Below are 15,445 nucleotides of genomic sequence, written 5' to 3'. Positions count from 1 at the left end.
TACCTGCGGGTTTGCCCTGGCGAACCCGTATGTGTTCGCGCACATTTATTGTATGCAAAGAAACGTCCTTAAGGACGTTTTTTTGCGCCGGGGCTATTAAATTTAAACTATATAGAAAAAACATAAAACCATGTCCGAAAATGGCCGGATTTTTAAAACGGCTATGATATAATGAAACTATAAAGCAGAGGAGGCAGGCAAATGCTTGGGAACAAAAACGGCTTATACAATGCGTTTATGGCAAAAGATACGCGGTTTGACGGACGTTTCTTTGTGGGAATATCGTCAACAGGTATTTACTGCCGCCCGGTTTGCCGAGCGAAACGGCCTAAAATAGAAAACTGTACGTTTTATTCCACCGCGGCAGAAGCGGAGCAGGCCGGTTACCGTCCCTGCCTTTTATGCAGGCCGGAGCTCGCGCCGGGTACTTCCGTAACGGATGCGTCCGCTGTGCTCGTCCATAAAGCTGCGCGGTTATTGGAAGAAAACTGTGGGAGCAGACAAAGCGTGGGGGAGCTTGCGGCGAAGCTTGGGTGTACGGATCGTCACCTGCGAAGGGTGTTTACAGAAGAATATCACGTATCTCCTGTGCAATATCTCCAAACGTGCAGGCTGCTATTGGCAAAAAATCTGCTGACAGATACGGATTTATCGGTTCTCGATGTGGCAATGGCTGCCGGATTTGGAAGCTTGCGGCGCTTTAACGACCTATTCAAAAAACGTTATCATCTTTCGCCCGGCGCCCTGCGAAAGCAAAGGGCGAAAGAAAAACAAAGAAATGACAATATTACGCTGGCTTTGGGCTACCGCCCCCCTTACCGTTGGGAACAAATTCTGGGTTTTCTGGCAGACCGCGCAATTACAGGTGTAGAAACGGTAAGCAATAATGAATATATGCGTACAGTGTGCCTGACCGGCGCAAAGGGAAAGCATGTTTACGGCTGGATAAAGGTAGGCCATAAACCCAAAAAGAATGTATTGACCGTCACTGTAAGCGAAACGCTGCTGCGGGCGTTGCCTCAGGTTCTGGCACGGGTACGCAGGCTTTTTGACCTGTATTGCGATCCGGATGCGGTCTATGGAACGCTTTCCTCTATGAACGAACTCCGGCCCGGCCTTTGCACTTTGGGAACAAGGCTGCCCGGCTGCTTTGATTCTTTTGAAATGGCTGTGAGAGCTGTTTTAGGGCAGCAGATCACTGTCAAAGCGGCTGGCACCTTAGCTGCCCGGCTGGTGCAGGCGTTTGGCACGCATGTAGAGACGGGGATAGATGGTTTGACGCATATTTTCCCGTCGGCGGAAGACATCCTTGCGCCTGGAGACGACATTGAAAGCCGTTTGGGCGAATTGGGCGTTACATCCGCACGGTCAAGAACGATTTTTGATCTTGCACGCGCACTTCAAAAGAAAGACATTGACCTTGACCTGTGTGCAAACCCGGAAGAGGAAATAAAAAAACTGATGGCAATAAAAGGAATCGGGAACTGGACAGCGCAGTATATTGCCATGCGCGCTTTGGGATGGCCCGACGCTTTTCTGGAAACAGACGCGGGCGTAAAAAAAGCGTTCGCGCCATATACGCCGAAAGAATTATTACAGATGGCGGAAGCGTGGCGGCCTTGGCGCAGCTATGCAACGGTCAACCTTTGGAATACGCTTTGAGGAGGAAAAAATGTATTATTCAACCACTTACTCTTCGCCAATATGCAAAATTACGCTTGCGTGTGACGGAAAGAATCTTGTTGGACTGTGGATGGAAGGACAAAAATATTTTGGGAATACGGTTCCTGAAAAAATGACAGAAAAAGATGATCTCCCGGTGTTTATTGAAACGAAAAAGTGGCTGGACAGATACTTCGCAGGTGAAAAGCCGGCTATCTATGAGTTGCCGTTGAAACCAATCGGCGGCGGGTTCCGGCAGGAGGTTTGGAGCATCTTATGTGATATTCCCTATGGCGAAGTCACCACTTATGGCGCGATTGCCAACAAAATAGCCGTCAGGACAAGTAAAAAGAGTATGTCCAGCCAGGCAGTTGGAGGCGCGGTGGGGCATAATCCCATATCTATTATCATTCCCTGTCATCGTGTTGTAGGATCAAATGGCAGCCTGACGGGGTACGCCGGTGGAGTGGAAACCAAAATTAAATTGCTTGAACATGAAGGGGTGGATACGTCACGTCTCTTTGTCCCCCAAAAAGGGACGGCGCTTTAGCAGGCGTTAAAACTGTATTGGTAGTTAAGATTGCCTGACCACTGGGTTCCAGTCTAACGGGCTACAGGTTTCCGCAGGGAGTAATTATATCGCTGGAAATGAGCAAATCTAAATGACTATTTACCCAGATCGGTTATATATCCTGAGAAAGCTAAAGGTTCTTTCTGCGCCGCCTGTATAAACTCAAAAGTTGGCATGTTTGGCATACCCGTATAGCCGATAATGAATTGCTTACACGCACTGACAAGCCCCTTTGCACATTTCCTGTATATTTCATCGCGGGTTTGGCACGGCTCTTGATCGGCTGTAATGCACCAATCTGTAGCAGCATACGCCTTTTGCCAAAATTCTTTTTCCGGACAGGGTAACGAACTGATAAAGCTTGGATAAGGAAGAACGCCGATTAAACTCAGGTAATGTTTATTGCGAAGCTCCATTGCGATCTCAAAGGCTAAAGTATTTCCAAAGCCTAAAAACGGCAAGGCGAATGTTTGGCGGCCATTCAAAATCTCATTTTCGATTTTATCAACGGCTTGCTCTCGGATGATCTCCTTTTTGTTGTCCGCGATCTCGCAAAACCATAATCCACATATTTTATGCTTGCTTTTGCTCAACACGGCTTTTTCATATTCATACATCTTTTTTCTCACTTTCTGCTGATTTCTATTTGAGCCGCAAAAATAGCCTGTTTCAAAATCTTCCAATATTGATCTGCTTCAATTTTCGCGGCTTTTACCTTTTCCCGCCCGCCGTTATCCGATAAAATGCGGTCGTTCAAAAGATCGTCCTTCCTTTTCCAATTCCAATAATGCTGATTGATCGCGTTGTCATTTAGCTTGAGGATGCTTTCAAGCAAATCATATTCTTCATATAGTTTGTTGGTCTCCAAAGCATATTGTTTTAGCAATTTATCACACGCTTCTTTTGTATGGGGGCGTAAAAGGGTTTGCATTGTCTTTAGATACGCCTGTTCCTCCAAATATTCGATTCTCTTTTTCTGTTCCAGATATTCACGCCCAATATCGCTTTTTGCAAAGATTGCCTTTCGTAAATTACGTGCTGCGCGCGGTTCCCGCGCATGTTCAATCGTAAATTCCATAGCAACGGGGTTCAGAAAATGTATCTCTTTACCTGCCTTTTCCGCATATTTGTAATATTCAGATTCCCGGTCTTTGTCCATGAGCAGGAGAATATCGGAGTTGTCTATGACCGATTTATACAGCATTTCAGAAATAGCGGGATCGTTTGTCGCTTTTTGCCTGATATAGACCACTTCGTCGACAAGGAGCTTGACGGCTTTTGACTCATGGTAATTTTTCCCCACATAGTCCTTGCAGGGTGAAAACAGGTATAACTTGGGTACGTCATCTAAAGTATTGGCCACAACCTGCGGGAAATATAGATTTGTTTCGGCGTTATCCATAAGGGTGTAGCTTCTTACGCCAATGTCATATAGGTATAGAGCTTCCAGACGAAAGGCGTTTACCGTATTCCTGAAAAAAGAATGATTGTGCTGATAGTCCCCGTCAATTAAATTATCAATAAAGGAACAGCCTGTCCTTTCCAATGTCATGTTACAACCTCCTTTAAGCATAATATTTTTCATATTTTAAAGAACGTAAATTATAAATATTCAAAACGTTGCAAAAATCAATTTTAAATTTGCGAATTTTCATAATAGATCAATTAAAATCGAATATACGAGCTGTGCAATCACCTATAATAGAATAAAGGTGGTTAGATATGAATTTCGATTATATCAATGAACGTATCGCGCGTTTAAGAATTAATAAAGATGTATCGCAAAGGGAAATGAGTTTGGATCTGGGTCAAAGCATTGGTTACATTAACCGCATTGAAAACAAAAAGGCTCTGCCGTCTATTCCTATGCTACATTATATTTGTGAATATTTTGGTATCACGCTAAAAGATTTTTTCGATGACGGGATTGAATATCCCGTTTTGCTAAATGAACTGATTGAAGAAGAAAAAGACTTGGATGAACAAAATATCTTGACCTTGCTTAGTCTTGCCAAGCAGCTTAATGCACGAAAATCAAAAAAATAACAGAGCATGAATTTTTGCGGATTTTCAGTCCGCTTTTTTGTATGCTTTTTTCAATGTGCGGCGTGTTTCGTAGGGCACCAAGTTTCAGCAGATAAAACGACTTTGCAACGGGGGCTTGAAAGAAAAATCTCGTTCAAGATTTCGCTCTTTGATTTATAGAACTGACTGACGCGCCCTACCAACACACCTAAGCTTATTTCTTTTTTCAATGTACGTGGCGCACCCGGGGGAACGGATATAGGCTCTCTTATATCCCGTTCCCCGTGCGCCCGGTACATCCCCTACATGTACCACTAAATTTATCAACAAAACTGCATTAAATTTTGTTGATAACCCCGCAATTTAATCCCATGATCGCGCAATCGGGTGTAGACTGAAAATATAGGGCTGGGGATTTGGATTATGGTTGTGTATGGGTACACAATAGCCTACACCGATTGCGTGGTAGCATAAAAGAGACTTTTATTTAGTATAACAATATCAGCTAGAAAAGGCAATATACAGTTCTATTTTTTACTAAATACATTAATAACAGAATCATGTATAGCGTTGATAGTATTTATTAAAATCTATAATATTCTTATGAGTGATGAAAACGAAAAATATATTAGGGAGTTTGTGGCTAATCGAGTTAATGAACTTCTCGCTGAAAACAAAATAAAGAATAAGAAAACATTGAGTCATCTAATTGGACATGGTGAAAATTTTGTTTCAACCTTAACAAATAAAAAGCATAATCCAATGCTTGCAAGTGTATATGATTTTTGTGATTATTTTGGAATGACACTTGAAGATTTTTTCCATGAAGATGATAGTAAAGATAAAATCATTCGACAATTAAATCATTTATTGACGGAAAAACTAAATGTAGATGATTTGACATTGTTGTTTAATTTTGTTGATACGCTGGATAAAAAATCATTAAGGGCACTTTTGGAGACATATTCAACTTATCATGCTGTGCGAATTGAAAAGGAAAGTAAAAAAACAAAAATAGTATAGTAAAGCGCGGTTCCCCGCGCTTTTATTTTACCTCTCTTTTTCTATGTGCCGTTCGGGGCCGTGCGGCTCCAAAAGACTATTCACATTGGCCTGTATGGTTTCAAGCTCACGGACTTTCTTTTTTTGTGTCCTGTAAGATCGGTACAGGCTGTCTTTCCTATTCTGCAACTTCTCATACTCCCGGTTCAGATCGGCAGCGGAAACCCGACCTGTCACGCCGAGATCGGCAAGGCCCTTTTTTGCCGCATTAAATAAAATCAAGCTGCTTTCATGCTCCGCATAGAAGCGATCTTTATTTTTAGTGGCCCGGTACTTGTCATAGATCGGTTTCATGCGGCGGTAATTCTCTAAATGTTTCATGGTAAGCAGAACGTCCGACGCTCTCCGCTCAACAGCTTTCAGATCGGCGGTAGTCTTTTCAAGTTTCGCGGTCGTGTCCGTGACAATTTGGTTAAGCTGCTCCCGGTTGGTTATGTTATGCGCTGATAAGTAATTCACGGCCTTTGCTGTCTTTTTGAGGTTAAAGACTTTCGCCCAACGTTTATAGCCCTCATTTTGCTGGGCCTTTATGCTATTCTGTATATCAATGACAAGGTTTACACCCTTGTCGTCGCGCTGGGGCTTGCGTGATGCGCCGCCCGCGATACGTTCCCTTATACGCATTTCAGTGTAATCGTCGTGACCCCGTGTGAATTTGTCTTGTCCCGGCGCACGGAATTTAAGCACCCGTGCCGTGCAGGATATTTCATAACCCGCCGCTTTGATTTCCTGCAAAAATTCCTCAAACGTTTTTACCCGTGGAATCGTATCATCAATCAATTTATATAATTTTGCTTTCCAGCCCCGCCCCTCACGGGCGGCGTGGTACTCCTTGCCGCTTTTACTCTTGGGATTGCGCCCCTCTGTTTTGATAACAGACAGGCCATGCTCACGACAAAGATCGTCGCTTAACCGTCGAATTTGAGCAAGGGTGCGTTTGTTGGAAACATATTTGTGATGATCGGCAAAATTGGTCGCACAAAACATGATATGATTGTTGACGCAACGGCTATCCGTATGCGTTGCGATCACATATTCATATTTACCCTTTAGCACCTTTTCGGCCCACTCCTGACCGAGTTTATGCGCTTCCTCCGGGGTCACTTCACCGGGGGCGAAGCTCTGTATCATGTGATGGGCGAGGTTATCCCCTTTGTTCATGCCTTGCGAAATGGTGTAGAGAAATTCCACGTCTGCCGTTTCCGGGGTACAACCGTAAGAGGACACAAGCCGTCCACAGTCCGTCTTTTCAGGTTTTGTGATATAGTCAAGTGCTTTCCTTAACGTTGACTTAATAGGGTGTATCTCACAGTATGCCAAACCTCTTTCATCAACTCCTTTATATCCTGTATGTCATGGGCGTACAAATTACCCATAGCGTTAGCGCGGGCTGTGATCTGATTGATATTGCGGCCTATACCGCCAATCTCCCGCGCAAGCTCTTTGATCGGCGCGTGATCTATTTGTATCACATAGCCGTCAATCAGCATTTTGCGGGCGTATGCGCTGTAATTGTTTGCGCTCCCGGCAAGCTCCATTTTCTTTTGTATCGTTTCCCGCTCTTTCTCCGTCACATAGACGATCAGCGGGATTTTCCTTTTACGATCTGCCACCTTTTCGCTCCTTTCTTTTCGGGGGTTTGGGGATTCTCCCCAACAAGCATTTTGCACCTGTACCAGCTTTGCGGGACAGGTGCAAAATTCGGAAGTGTTAATACACTTCCTATGCTTGCTAAGAAACCTTTCCTATAACTATCACAATTCAAATCTCTAAAAAGGAACCAAAAATACAAATTTCATTAAAATTTAAAAAATGATATAATATAGTCAGAAAAACAATGCGGCAAAGCCATTTTCAGAACTCACACGGAAAGCGGGGAACGTATTAAAATGGTATCGCGTTTATGTGTCCAATGTGGTTTGTTTTGATTTATTGGGGTAGCACTCCACAAGAAGAAAGTCAATAATTTTCAACCTGACAAAGCAGTAAAAAGGCGTTTGTATATGATACAATCGTCTTTTTTTTGTGTTTTCAAAAAATTTTTTCAACTTTTTTTCAAAAATGGTTCCTTTTTGCGTTTTCAGATTGTGCTAGTAAGTGAAAGGGGATATTTCACCGCCCTTGCGGACGCGAGAAAGGGGGTGATCTTCTGAACCCTCAATCCAGCGACAAGGCGCGGATTCAAGGCCAGTTTGATAGTTATTGTAAAAAAGTGATTCGGAACGAAGCGCGTAACTATTATCTTGAAAAGAAAAGAAAGCGCGACCACGAAACATCTTTAGAAATGCTATCCGAACAGGAACTTGAACAGCTTGCGGCTTTAACGGCTTATGATGAATATGCGCTTGATGAATATGTGTTTTCCGTTTTGGGAAATGAAATCAAGATAACCGATGAAGAGATAGCCGCCGCACTGAACGCCTTGCCAGAGGACAAGCGCAACATTATTTTGTTGTTCTATTTCCTCGATCTGACCGACCGGGAAATCGGGAAGCTGTTAAGCCTTATGCGCCGCACGGTCACGAAGCGCAGGGCAAGCACACTGGAAAAACTCAAAAAGATTATGGAAAGGAAGTGAAAATGTAATGGGAAAAGTTGATTGCAGCCTGATTCCATATTCTATTATTGAGGCGGCGACGGCGGGTGATGTTGACGCGATTAACGCCGTATTAACGCACTATAAGGGGTATGTTTCTTCTCTTGCTTTTCAACAGGTATATGACGAAAACGGACTACCTTATTTTTGCGTAAATGAAGAAGTCAAACGCAGGCTTGAAACAAAACTGATAACCCAGATTCTCAAATTTAAGGCCGCTTAACTCTATGCTCGTGACCGGGCGCGTGTCTCCCCTTTCCACGCTTCCCGGTCGCGGGCTTTTGTTTGCCACTCTGCAAGATCGCATTTATATAAAGTGCAATCTTATAGGCTGACATTCAGCAGTACATTGAAAATTTCATAAAGCAATAAGATACATTCGGTATGCTGGGAGCCAGCCGAAAAGGTGCGCGACGATATGAGCGGTCACACCTTGCCGGGAACAAGCCCTGCCAGCTTGTGCGACGATCAGCAGACCGTAATAATGATACTCCCGCCTTGAACGCTTTACAGCATTGGGCGGCTGCATGAGAACCATGCAGGGGGGCGACATAACCCCGTGGAGCTGCCCGGCCCGCAGCCGTCCGATTTGCTTAGATTTTTTAATCTATCAAAAGGAGATGTTGCTATTTGGCAAAAAAAGAAGATACTACAAAGCCTGCAATGCTTCCCATGCTAAAGACCCCGGAACTTATGAGCCGTGTTAGCGGCATTGGAGAAAATAAATTGCGTGATCTTATGGATAATGGCGAGTTGGAATACTTGCAAAACGGAAACCGTCGATTGCTGACTGACCGGGCCATTTGGGATTACTACGAGCGAAACAAAGTTTCGGTTAAGCAACGGCAAAGAAAGGACGGTTAAGCATGGCAGTATCAGCACGAAAAGTCAAAAATCGAAAAAATGCTGACGGAATTTTAACAGGAAAACCGGGGACGGTATATGACGTTTATATTAAGTATGTAAGCAATGGTGAACGTAAAACATATGGAAAACGAGGATTTGCGACAAAGACACAGGCCGAAAAACATGAAGCCGAAATGAAAGTAAAGCTTAGCAAGCCATCCTATACACCATTATTAACATCGAACGGAAAACAAACAGTTAAAGAGTATATGGAAGATTGGGTTGAAAAACACGGAAAAGCCAATTTGCGCCCCAGCACATTATACGGTTATCGTGGATATATAAAGAATCATATAGTACCGTATATTGGAAATGTTCCGCTTAATCAAGTAACGGGAGCCATGCTGGATGATCTCTTTAGTAAACTTTATGCAAAGGGCCTTTCACATAGTTCTGTCCGTTATACACAACGCATTTTAAGTGTCGCAATGGAACACGCGAGGAAATACCGATATATTGAGTTCAACCCTGCACGCGATATTATTACTAAATTTGGCAAGCAAGGGAAAACGCCAGACCCATATACTATTGAACAAATGCAACACCTTATGGCAAATACATATGGTACTGAATGGGAAATGTCCGTAATGCTTGGTGGTATGTATGGGCTTAGGCGTAGCGAGATATTAGGGTTGCGCTGGTGCAATGTTGACCTTGAAAATAAGACGTTTAGTGTGATTGAACAACTACCCTTTAAAGTCCCGCCAAAAACCAAAATTATTAAGGATTTTGCACCCCCAAAATCGCATGGTAGGATTTTACCAATTACGGAAGCGACAATGCCATACTTTTTACGACAGTTTGAGAATCAACAGAAACAAAAAAAGTTGTTACAAAGTGCTGGAAAGGAATATTACGATAATGATTTAGTCGTAAGCAGACCAGACGGTGCGCCGATGCGAGCAGGTAGAATATCAGAAAATTTTGCTCATATGTTGGAAAAGTACGATATGCCACATATTCGATTTCATGATCTTAGACATACGGCAGCAACTAATATGTATCAACTTACGGGTGATTTTTATTCGGTAGGTGAAATTTTAGGCCATACGTTAAAAGGTATTGGTATGTCATTAGGAATATCGTCAAACATGGAAGCTGTAACGGCGCAATATGTTGATGTGCGACTTGAAAGAAAACAAGTAGTATTAGACACTTATCATGATGCGTTACACAGTGAAAAAAACGAGCAAAAAGAAGAAAAGCCTAACACAAAAGCAAGCAAAAATATGGAGCTTTAAGGAATAGGATTACATATCATGATATAACTTTTTATATGTTACCGTGAGATTTGGGCAACAATTAGGCAACAAAAATGCAATCGCCTTGTATAATATGTATATTGTATTTGTGCTAAAAGATGAGATAGGGGGACGAATATGCGTAAGGAAACCTAGTTCTTGTAGAAGTGCAAAAAATAATAATCCCGCACAAACCTTTTGTTTATGCGGGATTTTGGCGGAGCGGGTGGGATTTGAACCCACGTACCCTTGCGGATAACGTGATTTCGAGTCACGCGCGTTACGGCCAGACTTCGCTACCGCTCCATACATCACTATTCAGTTATCGTGCATAACGGACATTATTTCGAGTGCGCCCCGTTATGACCACTTCGATACCTCTCCATAGGTTGTTATTGTATGCAGGAGATACTGCTTTCAAAAGCAAGCTTCCCGTGCGACGTGATTTATTTTACCAAAAAGCACATCTAATTGCAATATAATAATGAAATTCGTATAATAGTGAAAAAGGATTTTTTGGAGATTTGACTTGAAAAAATTTTGGCTGGTATTTTTTATCATACTACTAATCGTTGTTTGCGTTGCATGCGCGTCAAGCCCGGTGGACCAGTATGCAAATTTTATCGACGACCTTGATTTATTCACGCGTATGCAGACCGCGATTGGACAAATTGAGGAAGGCGGCATGTCGCTTTATGTGAAAACAGATATGAATACGCTGCAAAAAGATTTGCAAACGCTTCAGGCAAACGACAGCAATGTACTCGAAATACATGCGCATTTTTTAAACGCTGTCCAGGCGCTGCGTGATTGGACGGTTTATGAGGATGCAAACGATGCGGAAAAGGCACAGGCGGCGTATCAAGAAGCAAAAGAACAGTTTGACGCCGGCTTTTTGAAGTATACGGAGCTTGGCGAGGATGGAGGTGCTTCCGGTGGACGATGAATACTGGATGGAATATGCCATTGCCGAGGCAAGGCTTGCGGGGGAAATAGACGAGGTTCCCATTGGCGCTGTGATTGTGAAAGATGATGAAATCATCGCCCGCGCGCATAACATGAGGGAGACGCACAAGGATCCGATGGCGCACGCTGAAATAAAGGCGATTGGGGAAGCGGCACGTTTTCTGGGCGGCTGGCGGCTACTTGACTGTACGCTTTATGTCACCCTTGAGCCATGTCCAATGTGCGCAGGGGCGGTCATCAATGCGCGTATTCCCCGGGTTGTATTTGGGGCTTACGATAAAAAAGCGGGGGCGTTTGGGACGCTGTACGATCTGGCTGAGGGAAAGCTGAATCACAAACCGCAGGTTGCCGGCGGGGTGCTGGAAGCGGAATGCGCCGCTTTACTGAGCGGATATTTTAAGCGAAAAAGAAAATAAGGGAGTGTTTAAGGTATGGAATGTAAAAAGGAAAGCAATAAAGGGATGTGTACGTGTTCATTCAACTGTTCACGTATGGGGGTATGCTGCGATTGCGTGAAGCATCACAGGGACAAAGGACAGATACCCGGTTGTTTTTTCTCGAAAGAGGGAGAGGCAACGGGGGACCGCAGCATTGAAGCGTTTATTGCGGATTGGAATGCAAGGTAATGGCAAAAGCAAAGCTTAAGCGTATCAGAAAGGAATATGAATTCCTCGCGGTGGCAGACCTCGCCCATCGTATCTGGCGCGAGCATTATGCAGGTGTGATCAGCGGGGAGCAAATCGAATATATGCTGGAAAAATTCCAGACGGTTCCTGCAATCAAAGCTGCGGAGGCGGAAGGGTGCGAGTATTATCTTGTGCGTAAGCTTGGCGTAAATATTGGATATTTGGCATTGCAGCCATGCTATCCGCCGGGCAAAATGTTTATCAGCAAGCTATACCTGTTACGGGAATACCGCGGGAAGGGGTACTCCAGGGATATCCTTAGCGAGGTTGCGGACATGGCGCGCTCGCTGCGCCTGAAAAGCATATGGCTTACCGTCGCCAAAAACAACCTGTCTTCTATTGCGGCGTATGAGCACCTTGGTTTTCATGAGGCGGATACGATCTGCAAGGAGATTGGCGGGGGCTTTGTGATGGACGACTATATTATGGAAAAAACGCTGGAGGGATAGCGCTATGGCAAACAAAAAACAGAGGATAGCCGTGATGTGCGCACTCCTTGCAAAGAATCCAAATAAGCTGTATTCCCTGAATTATTTCCAGGAAATGCTTGGCGCGGCAAAATCGAGCCTTTCAGAGGACGCCGCAGTGATCAAACAGGTTTTTGTAGAAGCGGGCATCGGGCGCGTGGAAACTGTGGCGGGAGTGCATGGGGGAATCCGCTACGTCCCGCAGATACCGGAAAACGCGCGTGTGCTGCTTTTGAAGGAGCTGACCGAAAAGATGGCGGATACGTCGCGCATCCTGCCGGGCGGCTATATGTATATTGCCGATCTTTTCTGCACGCCTTACTACGTGGATGGAATGGCGCAGGTTATGGCGGAATGGTTCATGGATAAAAAAGCGGACTTTATCGTCACGGTGGAAACAAAGGGGATACCGCTTGCAATGAGCGTTGCGCGTATTTTGAACCTGCCGCTCGCGATTGCGCGCAGGGAAAGCAAGCTGACGGACGGATCGGTATTTTCGATCAATTACCTGTCCGGATCGTCGCGCAGGCTGCAAACAATGTCACTTTCAAAACGAATGATCAAAGAGGGTGCGAAAGCGCTTGTGATCGATGATTTTATTGCAGGGGGCGGCACGATCAAAGCCATTTGCGATATGCTTTCCGAGTTTGATATCGAGGTGGTGGGCACCGGCGCGGCCATTGTAAACAAATACCCGCAAAAGAAACGGATTACAGGCTATAAGGCAATTTTCGAGCTGGAGGAACTGAGCGAGACAAAGATTGAAATTTCCGCATATTGAAGAGGTTTTTTGAACATATTGCAATTCTAAAAAAAATGTGCTAAATTAAAAGTTAATATAAGGGGTTTTGGATGAAAAGTTTTGCGTGCTACGCAAAGGCAAACTAAGCTATCGACAAAAGGTGGAGGATTGAAAAATGGAGATCACAGATATTCGCATCAGGAAGATTGACGGTACTGGTAAGATGAAAGCGATTGTCTCGGTGACGTTTGATGATATGTTCGTGATTCACGACATGAAGATCATCGAAGGCGCGAGCGGCCTTTTTATTGCTATGCCAAGCAGGAAAACGCCGAGCGGTGAGTATAAGGATATTGCTCATCCAATTAACTCGGATACCCGTGAGATGATCCAGCAAATTATTTTGAAGGAATATGAAAATATGCCTGAGGAAGAGGAAATGGGTTCGCATCTGTCTGCAAGCGAATTTTAGGCTGGTGAAAGCAAGGCCCTTCCCATATTGGAGGGGCCTTTTTTCGTGCTGGATTTTTTTGCATAAACAGCCGGGATTGTGTATAATGTTTGGGTATGATTTTGATAAAAACGACGGGAGATAGATTATGGACAAGTGTATTGCTGTGATTCTTGCTGCGGGCGAAGGAACACGGATGAAATCGAAAACGCCGAAGGTACTGCATCGCGCCGCGGGATTATCTATGCTGGAATGGGTTGTGCGCGCGGCGCGCGGCGCGGATACTGGAAAATGCGTCGTGGTATGTGGACGCGGCAGGAATGAAATTGAAAACCAGTTTGGCGATACGGTCAGCTATGTTGAACAGGCGGAGCGCAAGGGCAGCGGGCACGCGGTGATGTGCGCGGAAAAAGAGCTCGTGGGGTTTGACGGGTATACGCTGATCATCGCGGGGGATATGCCGCTTTTGCGGGAAGAGACAATCGCGGCACTTGTGAATGCGGCAAAGGAAGGAAATTATGCCTGCACAATGCTTACGGCAAAGCTTGATAATCCCTTTGGTTACGGCAGGATACTGCGAAACGAGCTTGGCGACGTAACGGCAATCGTGGAGGAAAAGGATGCGACGGAAGAGCAGCGGATGGTTACCGAAGTGAATGCGTCCTGCTATTGCGTGTGCACGCCGTTGCTGCTGGAATGCCTGAAAGAGATCAAACCTGCAAACGCGCAGGGCGAATACTATCTGACGGATATTGTTTCCATTCTGAATGGAAAAGGAGAAAAGGTGGGAGCGTATATCGCGGACGACGCACGCGAATGTATGGGGGTAAACGACAGGGTGCAGCTTGCGCAGGTGTCGGAGATACTGCGCGCGCGAATATTGGAGCGGCACATGAAAAACGGAGTGACGATTATCGATCCAAAAAACACCTACATCGATGCGGATTGCACGATTGGGCAGGATACGGTGATCTACCCCAACGTAACACTGGAAAAAGGAACTGTGATTGGCGAAAACGTTACGCTGTATCCGGGCTCGCGCATTGAAAACAGCAGCATTGCAGACGGTACGACAGTGCAGAACTCCGTCGTTCTGGACGCGCAGATCGGACGGGAAACGACGGTAGGGCCAAACGCCTATGTGCGTCCAAACTCCATGATTGGCGACCATTGCAGGATCGGCGACTTTGTGGAGATCAAGAACGCGAACATTGGAAACGGTACGAAGGTTTCGCACCTGACCTATATCGGGGACGCTGATTTTGGCGAAGGAATCAACGTTGGATGCGGCGTTGTGGTGGTCAATTACGACGGTAAGAATAAGTTTCGCACATCGGTTGGAGACAATGCCTTTATTGGCTGCAATACAAATCTCATTTCTCCGGTTCGTGTCGGAAACGACGTATATATTGCGGCTGGATCGACCATTACGGACGATATACCGGAGGGTGCGTTTGCAATCGCGCGGTCGCGCCAGACGGTTAAAAATGGCTGGAAGGACAAGAGAAAATAAGATGTACTATATTGCCGGACTTGGAAATCCCGGGCTGAAATATAAAAGGACAAGGCACAACGCGGGGTTTCAGACAATCGAAATTTTAGAGAAGCGTCATCACATCAAGCTGAAGGCGACAAAATTTGACGCGCTTGCAGGGCAGGGGATGATCGGCAATGAAAAGGTCATGCTCATCAAACCAACCACGTTTATGAACAACAGCGGTTATGCGGTGGATGGAATCCTGCAATATTATAATGCGGAGCTGAGCAGGCTGATTGTGCTTTATGACGATATAGACATCCCGTTTGGGGCGCTTCGTATCCGCGAAAAAGGCAGCGCGGGCACGCATAACGGAATGCGTTCGATTATAGGGTATACCGGCAGCGGTGATTTTCCGCGGATACGTATCGGCATTGGAAAGCCGGAGAATAATCTGATCGGGCATGTATTGGGGAAATTTGAAAAAGAAAAACGTGAGGACGCGCAGCAGATGTTTGAACGGGCCGCCGACGCATGCGAATGTATTGTGCTGGAAGGCGTTAGCGCGGCGCAGGCGAGGTTTAATAAATAGG

Annotated in this window: 20 protein-coding genes and 1 tRNA gene; 16 read left to right on the top strand and 5 right to left on the bottom strand. The window is 45.1% G+C overall.

The features are described from left to right. Positions 1-201 precede the first annotated feature (201 nt). A complete protein-coding gene (locus tag CHK_RS03790; RefSeq protein ID WP_046442708.1) occupies positions 202-1,662 on the top strand; it encodes a DNA-3-methyladenine glycosylase 2 family protein in 1,461 nt (486 codons plus the stop codon). Between the two features lie 10 nt (positions 1,663-1,672). Beyond that, positions 1,673-2,212, top strand: a complete 540-nt coding sequence (locus CHK_RS03785) for a methylated-DNA--[protein]-cysteine S-methyltransferase (RefSeq protein ID WP_046442707.1) — start codon at positions 1,673-1,675, stop codon at positions 2,210-2,212. Between the two features lie 116 nt (positions 2,213-2,328). Here the strand turns inward: CHK_RS03785 and CHK_RS03780 are convergent, their stop codons facing one another. Together CHK_RS03780 and CHK_RS03775 are read right to left on the bottom strand one after the other, a co-directional pair. After that, positions 2,329-2,916, bottom strand: a complete 588-nt coding sequence (locus tag CHK_RS03780; protein ID WP_131924873.1) for a hypothetical protein — start codon at positions 2,914-2,916, stop codon at positions 2,329-2,331. Further along, positions 2,859-3,785, bottom strand: a complete 927-nt coding sequence (locus CHK_RS03775; RefSeq protein WP_046442705.1) for a hypothetical protein — start codon at positions 3,783-3,785, stop codon at positions 2,859-2,861. The genes CHK_RS03780 and CHK_RS03775 overlap by 58 nt, the downstream gene beginning before the upstream one ends. A 170-nt stretch (positions 3,786-3,955) precedes the next feature. On the opposite strand from CHK_RS03775, the gene CHK_RS03770 reads away from it, so the two are divergent. Next, the gene (locus CHK_RS03770) at positions 3,956-4,279 is read left to right on the top strand and encodes a helix-turn-helix domain-containing protein (protein WP_046442704.1); all 324 of its coding nucleotides are present in this window, start codon (positions 3,956-3,958) and stop codon (positions 4,277-4,279) included. Positions 4,280-4,861: 582 nt separating this feature from the next. After that, a complete protein-coding gene (locus CHK_RS03765) occupies positions 4,862-5,281 on the top strand; it encodes a helix-turn-helix domain-containing protein (RefSeq protein ID WP_131925062.1) in 420 nt (139 codons plus the stop codon). A 27-nt stretch (positions 5,282-5,308) separates the two neighbouring features. Here the strand turns inward: CHK_RS03765 and CHK_RS03760 are convergent, their stop codons facing one another. Both CHK_RS03760 and CHK_RS03755 read right to left on the bottom strand, forming a co-directional pair. Beyond that, the gene (locus CHK_RS03760) at positions 5,309-6,640 is read right to left on the bottom strand and encodes a relaxase/mobilization nuclease domain-containing protein (RefSeq protein ID WP_046442702.1); all 1,332 of its coding nucleotides are present in this window, start codon (positions 6,638-6,640) and stop codon (positions 5,309-5,311) included. Then, complete coding sequence (locus CHK_RS03755; protein ID WP_046442701.1) at positions 6,601-6,933, bottom strand: plasmid mobilization protein; 333 nt, start codon at positions 6,931-6,933, stop codon at positions 6,601-6,603. The genes CHK_RS03760 and CHK_RS03755 overlap by 40 nt, the downstream gene beginning before the upstream one ends. 599 nt (positions 6,934-7,532) lie before the next feature. Here CHK_RS03755 and CHK_RS03750 point away from each other — a divergent pair. The 4 genes from CHK_RS03750 to CHK_RS03735 all read left to right on the top strand — a co-directional run bounded on the left by CHK_RS03750 (position 7,533) and on the right by CHK_RS03735 (position 10,063). Then, a complete protein-coding gene (locus CHK_RS03750; RefSeq protein WP_052740268.1) occupies positions 7,533-7,898 on the top strand; it encodes an RNA polymerase sigma factor in 366 nt (121 codons plus the stop codon). A gap of 7 nt (positions 7,899-7,905) precedes the next feature. After that, a complete protein-coding gene (locus CHK_RS03745) occupies positions 7,906-8,139 on the top strand; it encodes a helix-turn-helix domain-containing protein (protein WP_046442699.1) in 234 nt (77 codons plus the stop codon). A 407-nt stretch (positions 8,140-8,546) separates the two neighbouring features. Continuing rightward, the gene (locus CHK_RS03740; RefSeq protein ID WP_046442698.1) at positions 8,547-8,780 is read left to right on the top strand and encodes a DNA-binding protein; all 234 of its coding nucleotides are present in this window, start codon (positions 8,547-8,549) and stop codon (positions 8,778-8,780) included. Positions 8,781-8,782: 2 nt separating this feature from the next. Next, positions 8,783-10,063 carry a site-specific integrase gene (locus tag CHK_RS03735; protein WP_046442697.1) on the top strand — a complete coding sequence of 427 codons (1,281 nt, stop codon included), beginning with the start codon at positions 8,783-8,785 and terminating at the stop codon, positions 10,061-10,063. A gap of 215 nt (positions 10,064-10,278) precedes the next feature. Here CHK_RS03735 and CHK_RS03730 read toward each other — a convergent pair. Continuing rightward, a tRNA-Ser gene (locus CHK_RS03730) sits at positions 10,279-10,369 on the bottom strand. A gap of 223 nt (positions 10,370-10,592) precedes the next feature. On the opposite strand from CHK_RS03730, the gene CHK_RS03725 reads away from it, so the two are divergent. From CHK_RS03725 to pth, 8 genes are all read left to right on the top strand, one after another. Continuing rightward, positions 10,593-11,009 carry a hypothetical protein gene (locus CHK_RS03725; protein ID WP_046442696.1) on the top strand — a complete coding sequence of 139 codons (417 nt, stop codon included), beginning with the start codon at positions 10,593-10,595 and terminating at the stop codon, positions 11,007-11,009. Beyond that, a complete protein-coding gene (tadA, locus tag CHK_RS03720) occupies positions 10,984-11,445 on the top strand; it encodes a tRNA adenosine(34) deaminase TadA (protein WP_046442695.1) in 462 nt (153 codons plus the stop codon). The genes CHK_RS03725 and tadA overlap by 26 nt, the downstream gene beginning before the upstream one ends. Before the next feature lie 15 nt (positions 11,446-11,460). Beyond that, entirely contained in the window at positions 11,461-11,655 is a 195-nt protein-coding gene (locus CHK_RS17130) for a DUF6485 family protein (RefSeq protein WP_046442694.1), read from the top strand. After that, positions 11,655-12,164 (top strand): GNAT family N-acetyltransferase, encoded by a 510-nt coding sequence (locus CHK_RS03710; protein ID WP_046442693.1) that lies wholly within the window; start codon positions 11,655-11,657, stop codon positions 12,162-12,164. The genes CHK_RS17130 and CHK_RS03710 overlap by 1 nt, the downstream gene beginning before the upstream one ends. A 4-nt stretch (positions 12,165-12,168) precedes the next feature. Beyond that, positions 12,169-12,963: a pur operon repressor gene (gene purR, locus CHK_RS03705; protein ID WP_046442692.1), complete on the top strand. Its 795-nt coding sequence runs from the start codon at positions 12,169-12,171 to the stop codon at positions 12,961-12,963. Positions 12,964-13,099: 136 nt separating this feature from the next. Continuing rightward, on the top strand, positions 13,100-13,396 hold the full coding sequence (spoVG, locus tag CHK_RS03700; protein ID WP_046442691.1) for a septation regulator SpoVG: 297 nt from the start codon (positions 13,100-13,102) through the stop codon (positions 13,394-13,396). A gap of 127 nt (positions 13,397-13,523) precedes the next feature. Beyond that, positions 13,524-14,888 (top strand): bifunctional UDP-N-acetylglucosamine diphosphorylase/glucosamine-1-phosphate N-acetyltransferase GlmU, encoded by a 1,365-nt coding sequence (glmU, locus tag CHK_RS03695; protein WP_046442690.1) that lies wholly within the window; start codon positions 13,524-13,526, stop codon positions 14,886-14,888. Next, on the top strand, positions 14,863-15,444 hold the full coding sequence (gene pth, locus CHK_RS03690; RefSeq protein WP_235811560.1) for an aminoacyl-tRNA hydrolase: 582 nt from the start codon (positions 14,863-14,865) through the stop codon (positions 15,442-15,444). The genes glmU and pth overlap by 26 nt, the downstream gene beginning before the upstream one ends. The last annotated feature ends 1 nt before the right edge of the window (position 15,445 follow it).

Source organism: Christensenella hongkongensis (assembly GCF_000981035.1).
GTDB classification, from domain to species: domain Bacteria; phylum Bacillota; class Clostridia; order Christensenellales; family Christensenellaceae; genus Christensenella; species Christensenella hongkongensis.
Note: the sequence above shows the minus strand (reverse complement) of the source record. Positions and strands in the feature narration are given on the sequence as shown.

What these genes read in the sequence shown, in the direction of transcription:
- CHK_RS03735 (WP_046442697.1), top strand. Translation starts at nt 8,783, where the DNA reads ATGGCAGTATCAGCACGAAAAGTCAAAAATCGAAAAAATGCTGACGGA.
- pth (WP_235811560.1), top strand. Translation starts at nt 14,863, where the DNA reads ATGGCTGGAAGGACAAGAGAAAATAAGATGTACTATATTGCCGGACTT.
- CHK_RS03745 (WP_046442699.1), top strand. Translation starts at nt 7,906, where the DNA reads ATGGGAAAAGTTGATTGCAGCCTGATTCCATATTCTATTATTGAGGCG.
- CHK_RS17130 (WP_046442694.1), top strand. Translation starts at nt 11,461, where the DNA reads ATGGAATGTAAAAAGGAAAGCAATAAAGGGATGTGTACGTGTTCATTC.
- CHK_RS03770 (WP_046442704.1), top strand. Translation starts at nt 3,956, where the DNA reads ATGAATTTCGATTATATCAATGAACGTATCGCGCGTTTAAGAATTAAT.
- CHK_RS03765 (WP_131925062.1), top strand. Translation starts at nt 4,862, where the DNA reads ATGAGTGATGAAAACGAAAAATATATTAGGGAGTTTGTGGCTAATCGA.
- CHK_RS03710 (WP_046442693.1), top strand. Translation starts at nt 11,655, where the DNA reads ATGGCAAAAGCAAAGCTTAAGCGTATCAGAAAGGAATATGAATTCCTC.
- spoVG (WP_046442691.1), top strand. Translation starts at nt 13,100, where the DNA reads ATGGAGATCACAGATATTCGCATCAGGAAGATTGACGGTACTGGTAAG.
- glmU (WP_046442690.1), top strand. Translation starts at nt 13,524, where the DNA reads ATGGACAAGTGTATTGCTGTGATTCTTGCTGCGGGCGAAGGAACACGG.
- CHK_RS03790 (WP_046442708.1), top strand. Translation starts at nt 202, where the DNA reads ATGCTTGGGAACAAAAACGGCTTATACAATGCGTTTATGGCAAAAGAT.
- purR (WP_046442692.1), top strand. Translation starts at nt 12,169, where the DNA reads ATGGCAAACAAAAAACAGAGGATAGCCGTGATGTGCGCACTCCTTGCA.
- CHK_RS03775 (WP_046442705.1), bottom strand. Translation starts at nt 3,785, where the DNA reads ATGACATTGGAAAGGACAGGCTGTTCCTTTATTGATAATTTAATTGAC.
- tadA (WP_046442695.1), top strand. Translation starts at nt 10,984, where the DNA reads ATGGAGGTGCTTCCGGTGGACGATGAATACTGGATGGAATATGCCATT.
- CHK_RS03785 (WP_046442707.1), top strand. Translation starts at nt 1,673, where the DNA reads ATGTATTATTCAACCACTTACTCTTCGCCAATATGCAAAATTACGCTT.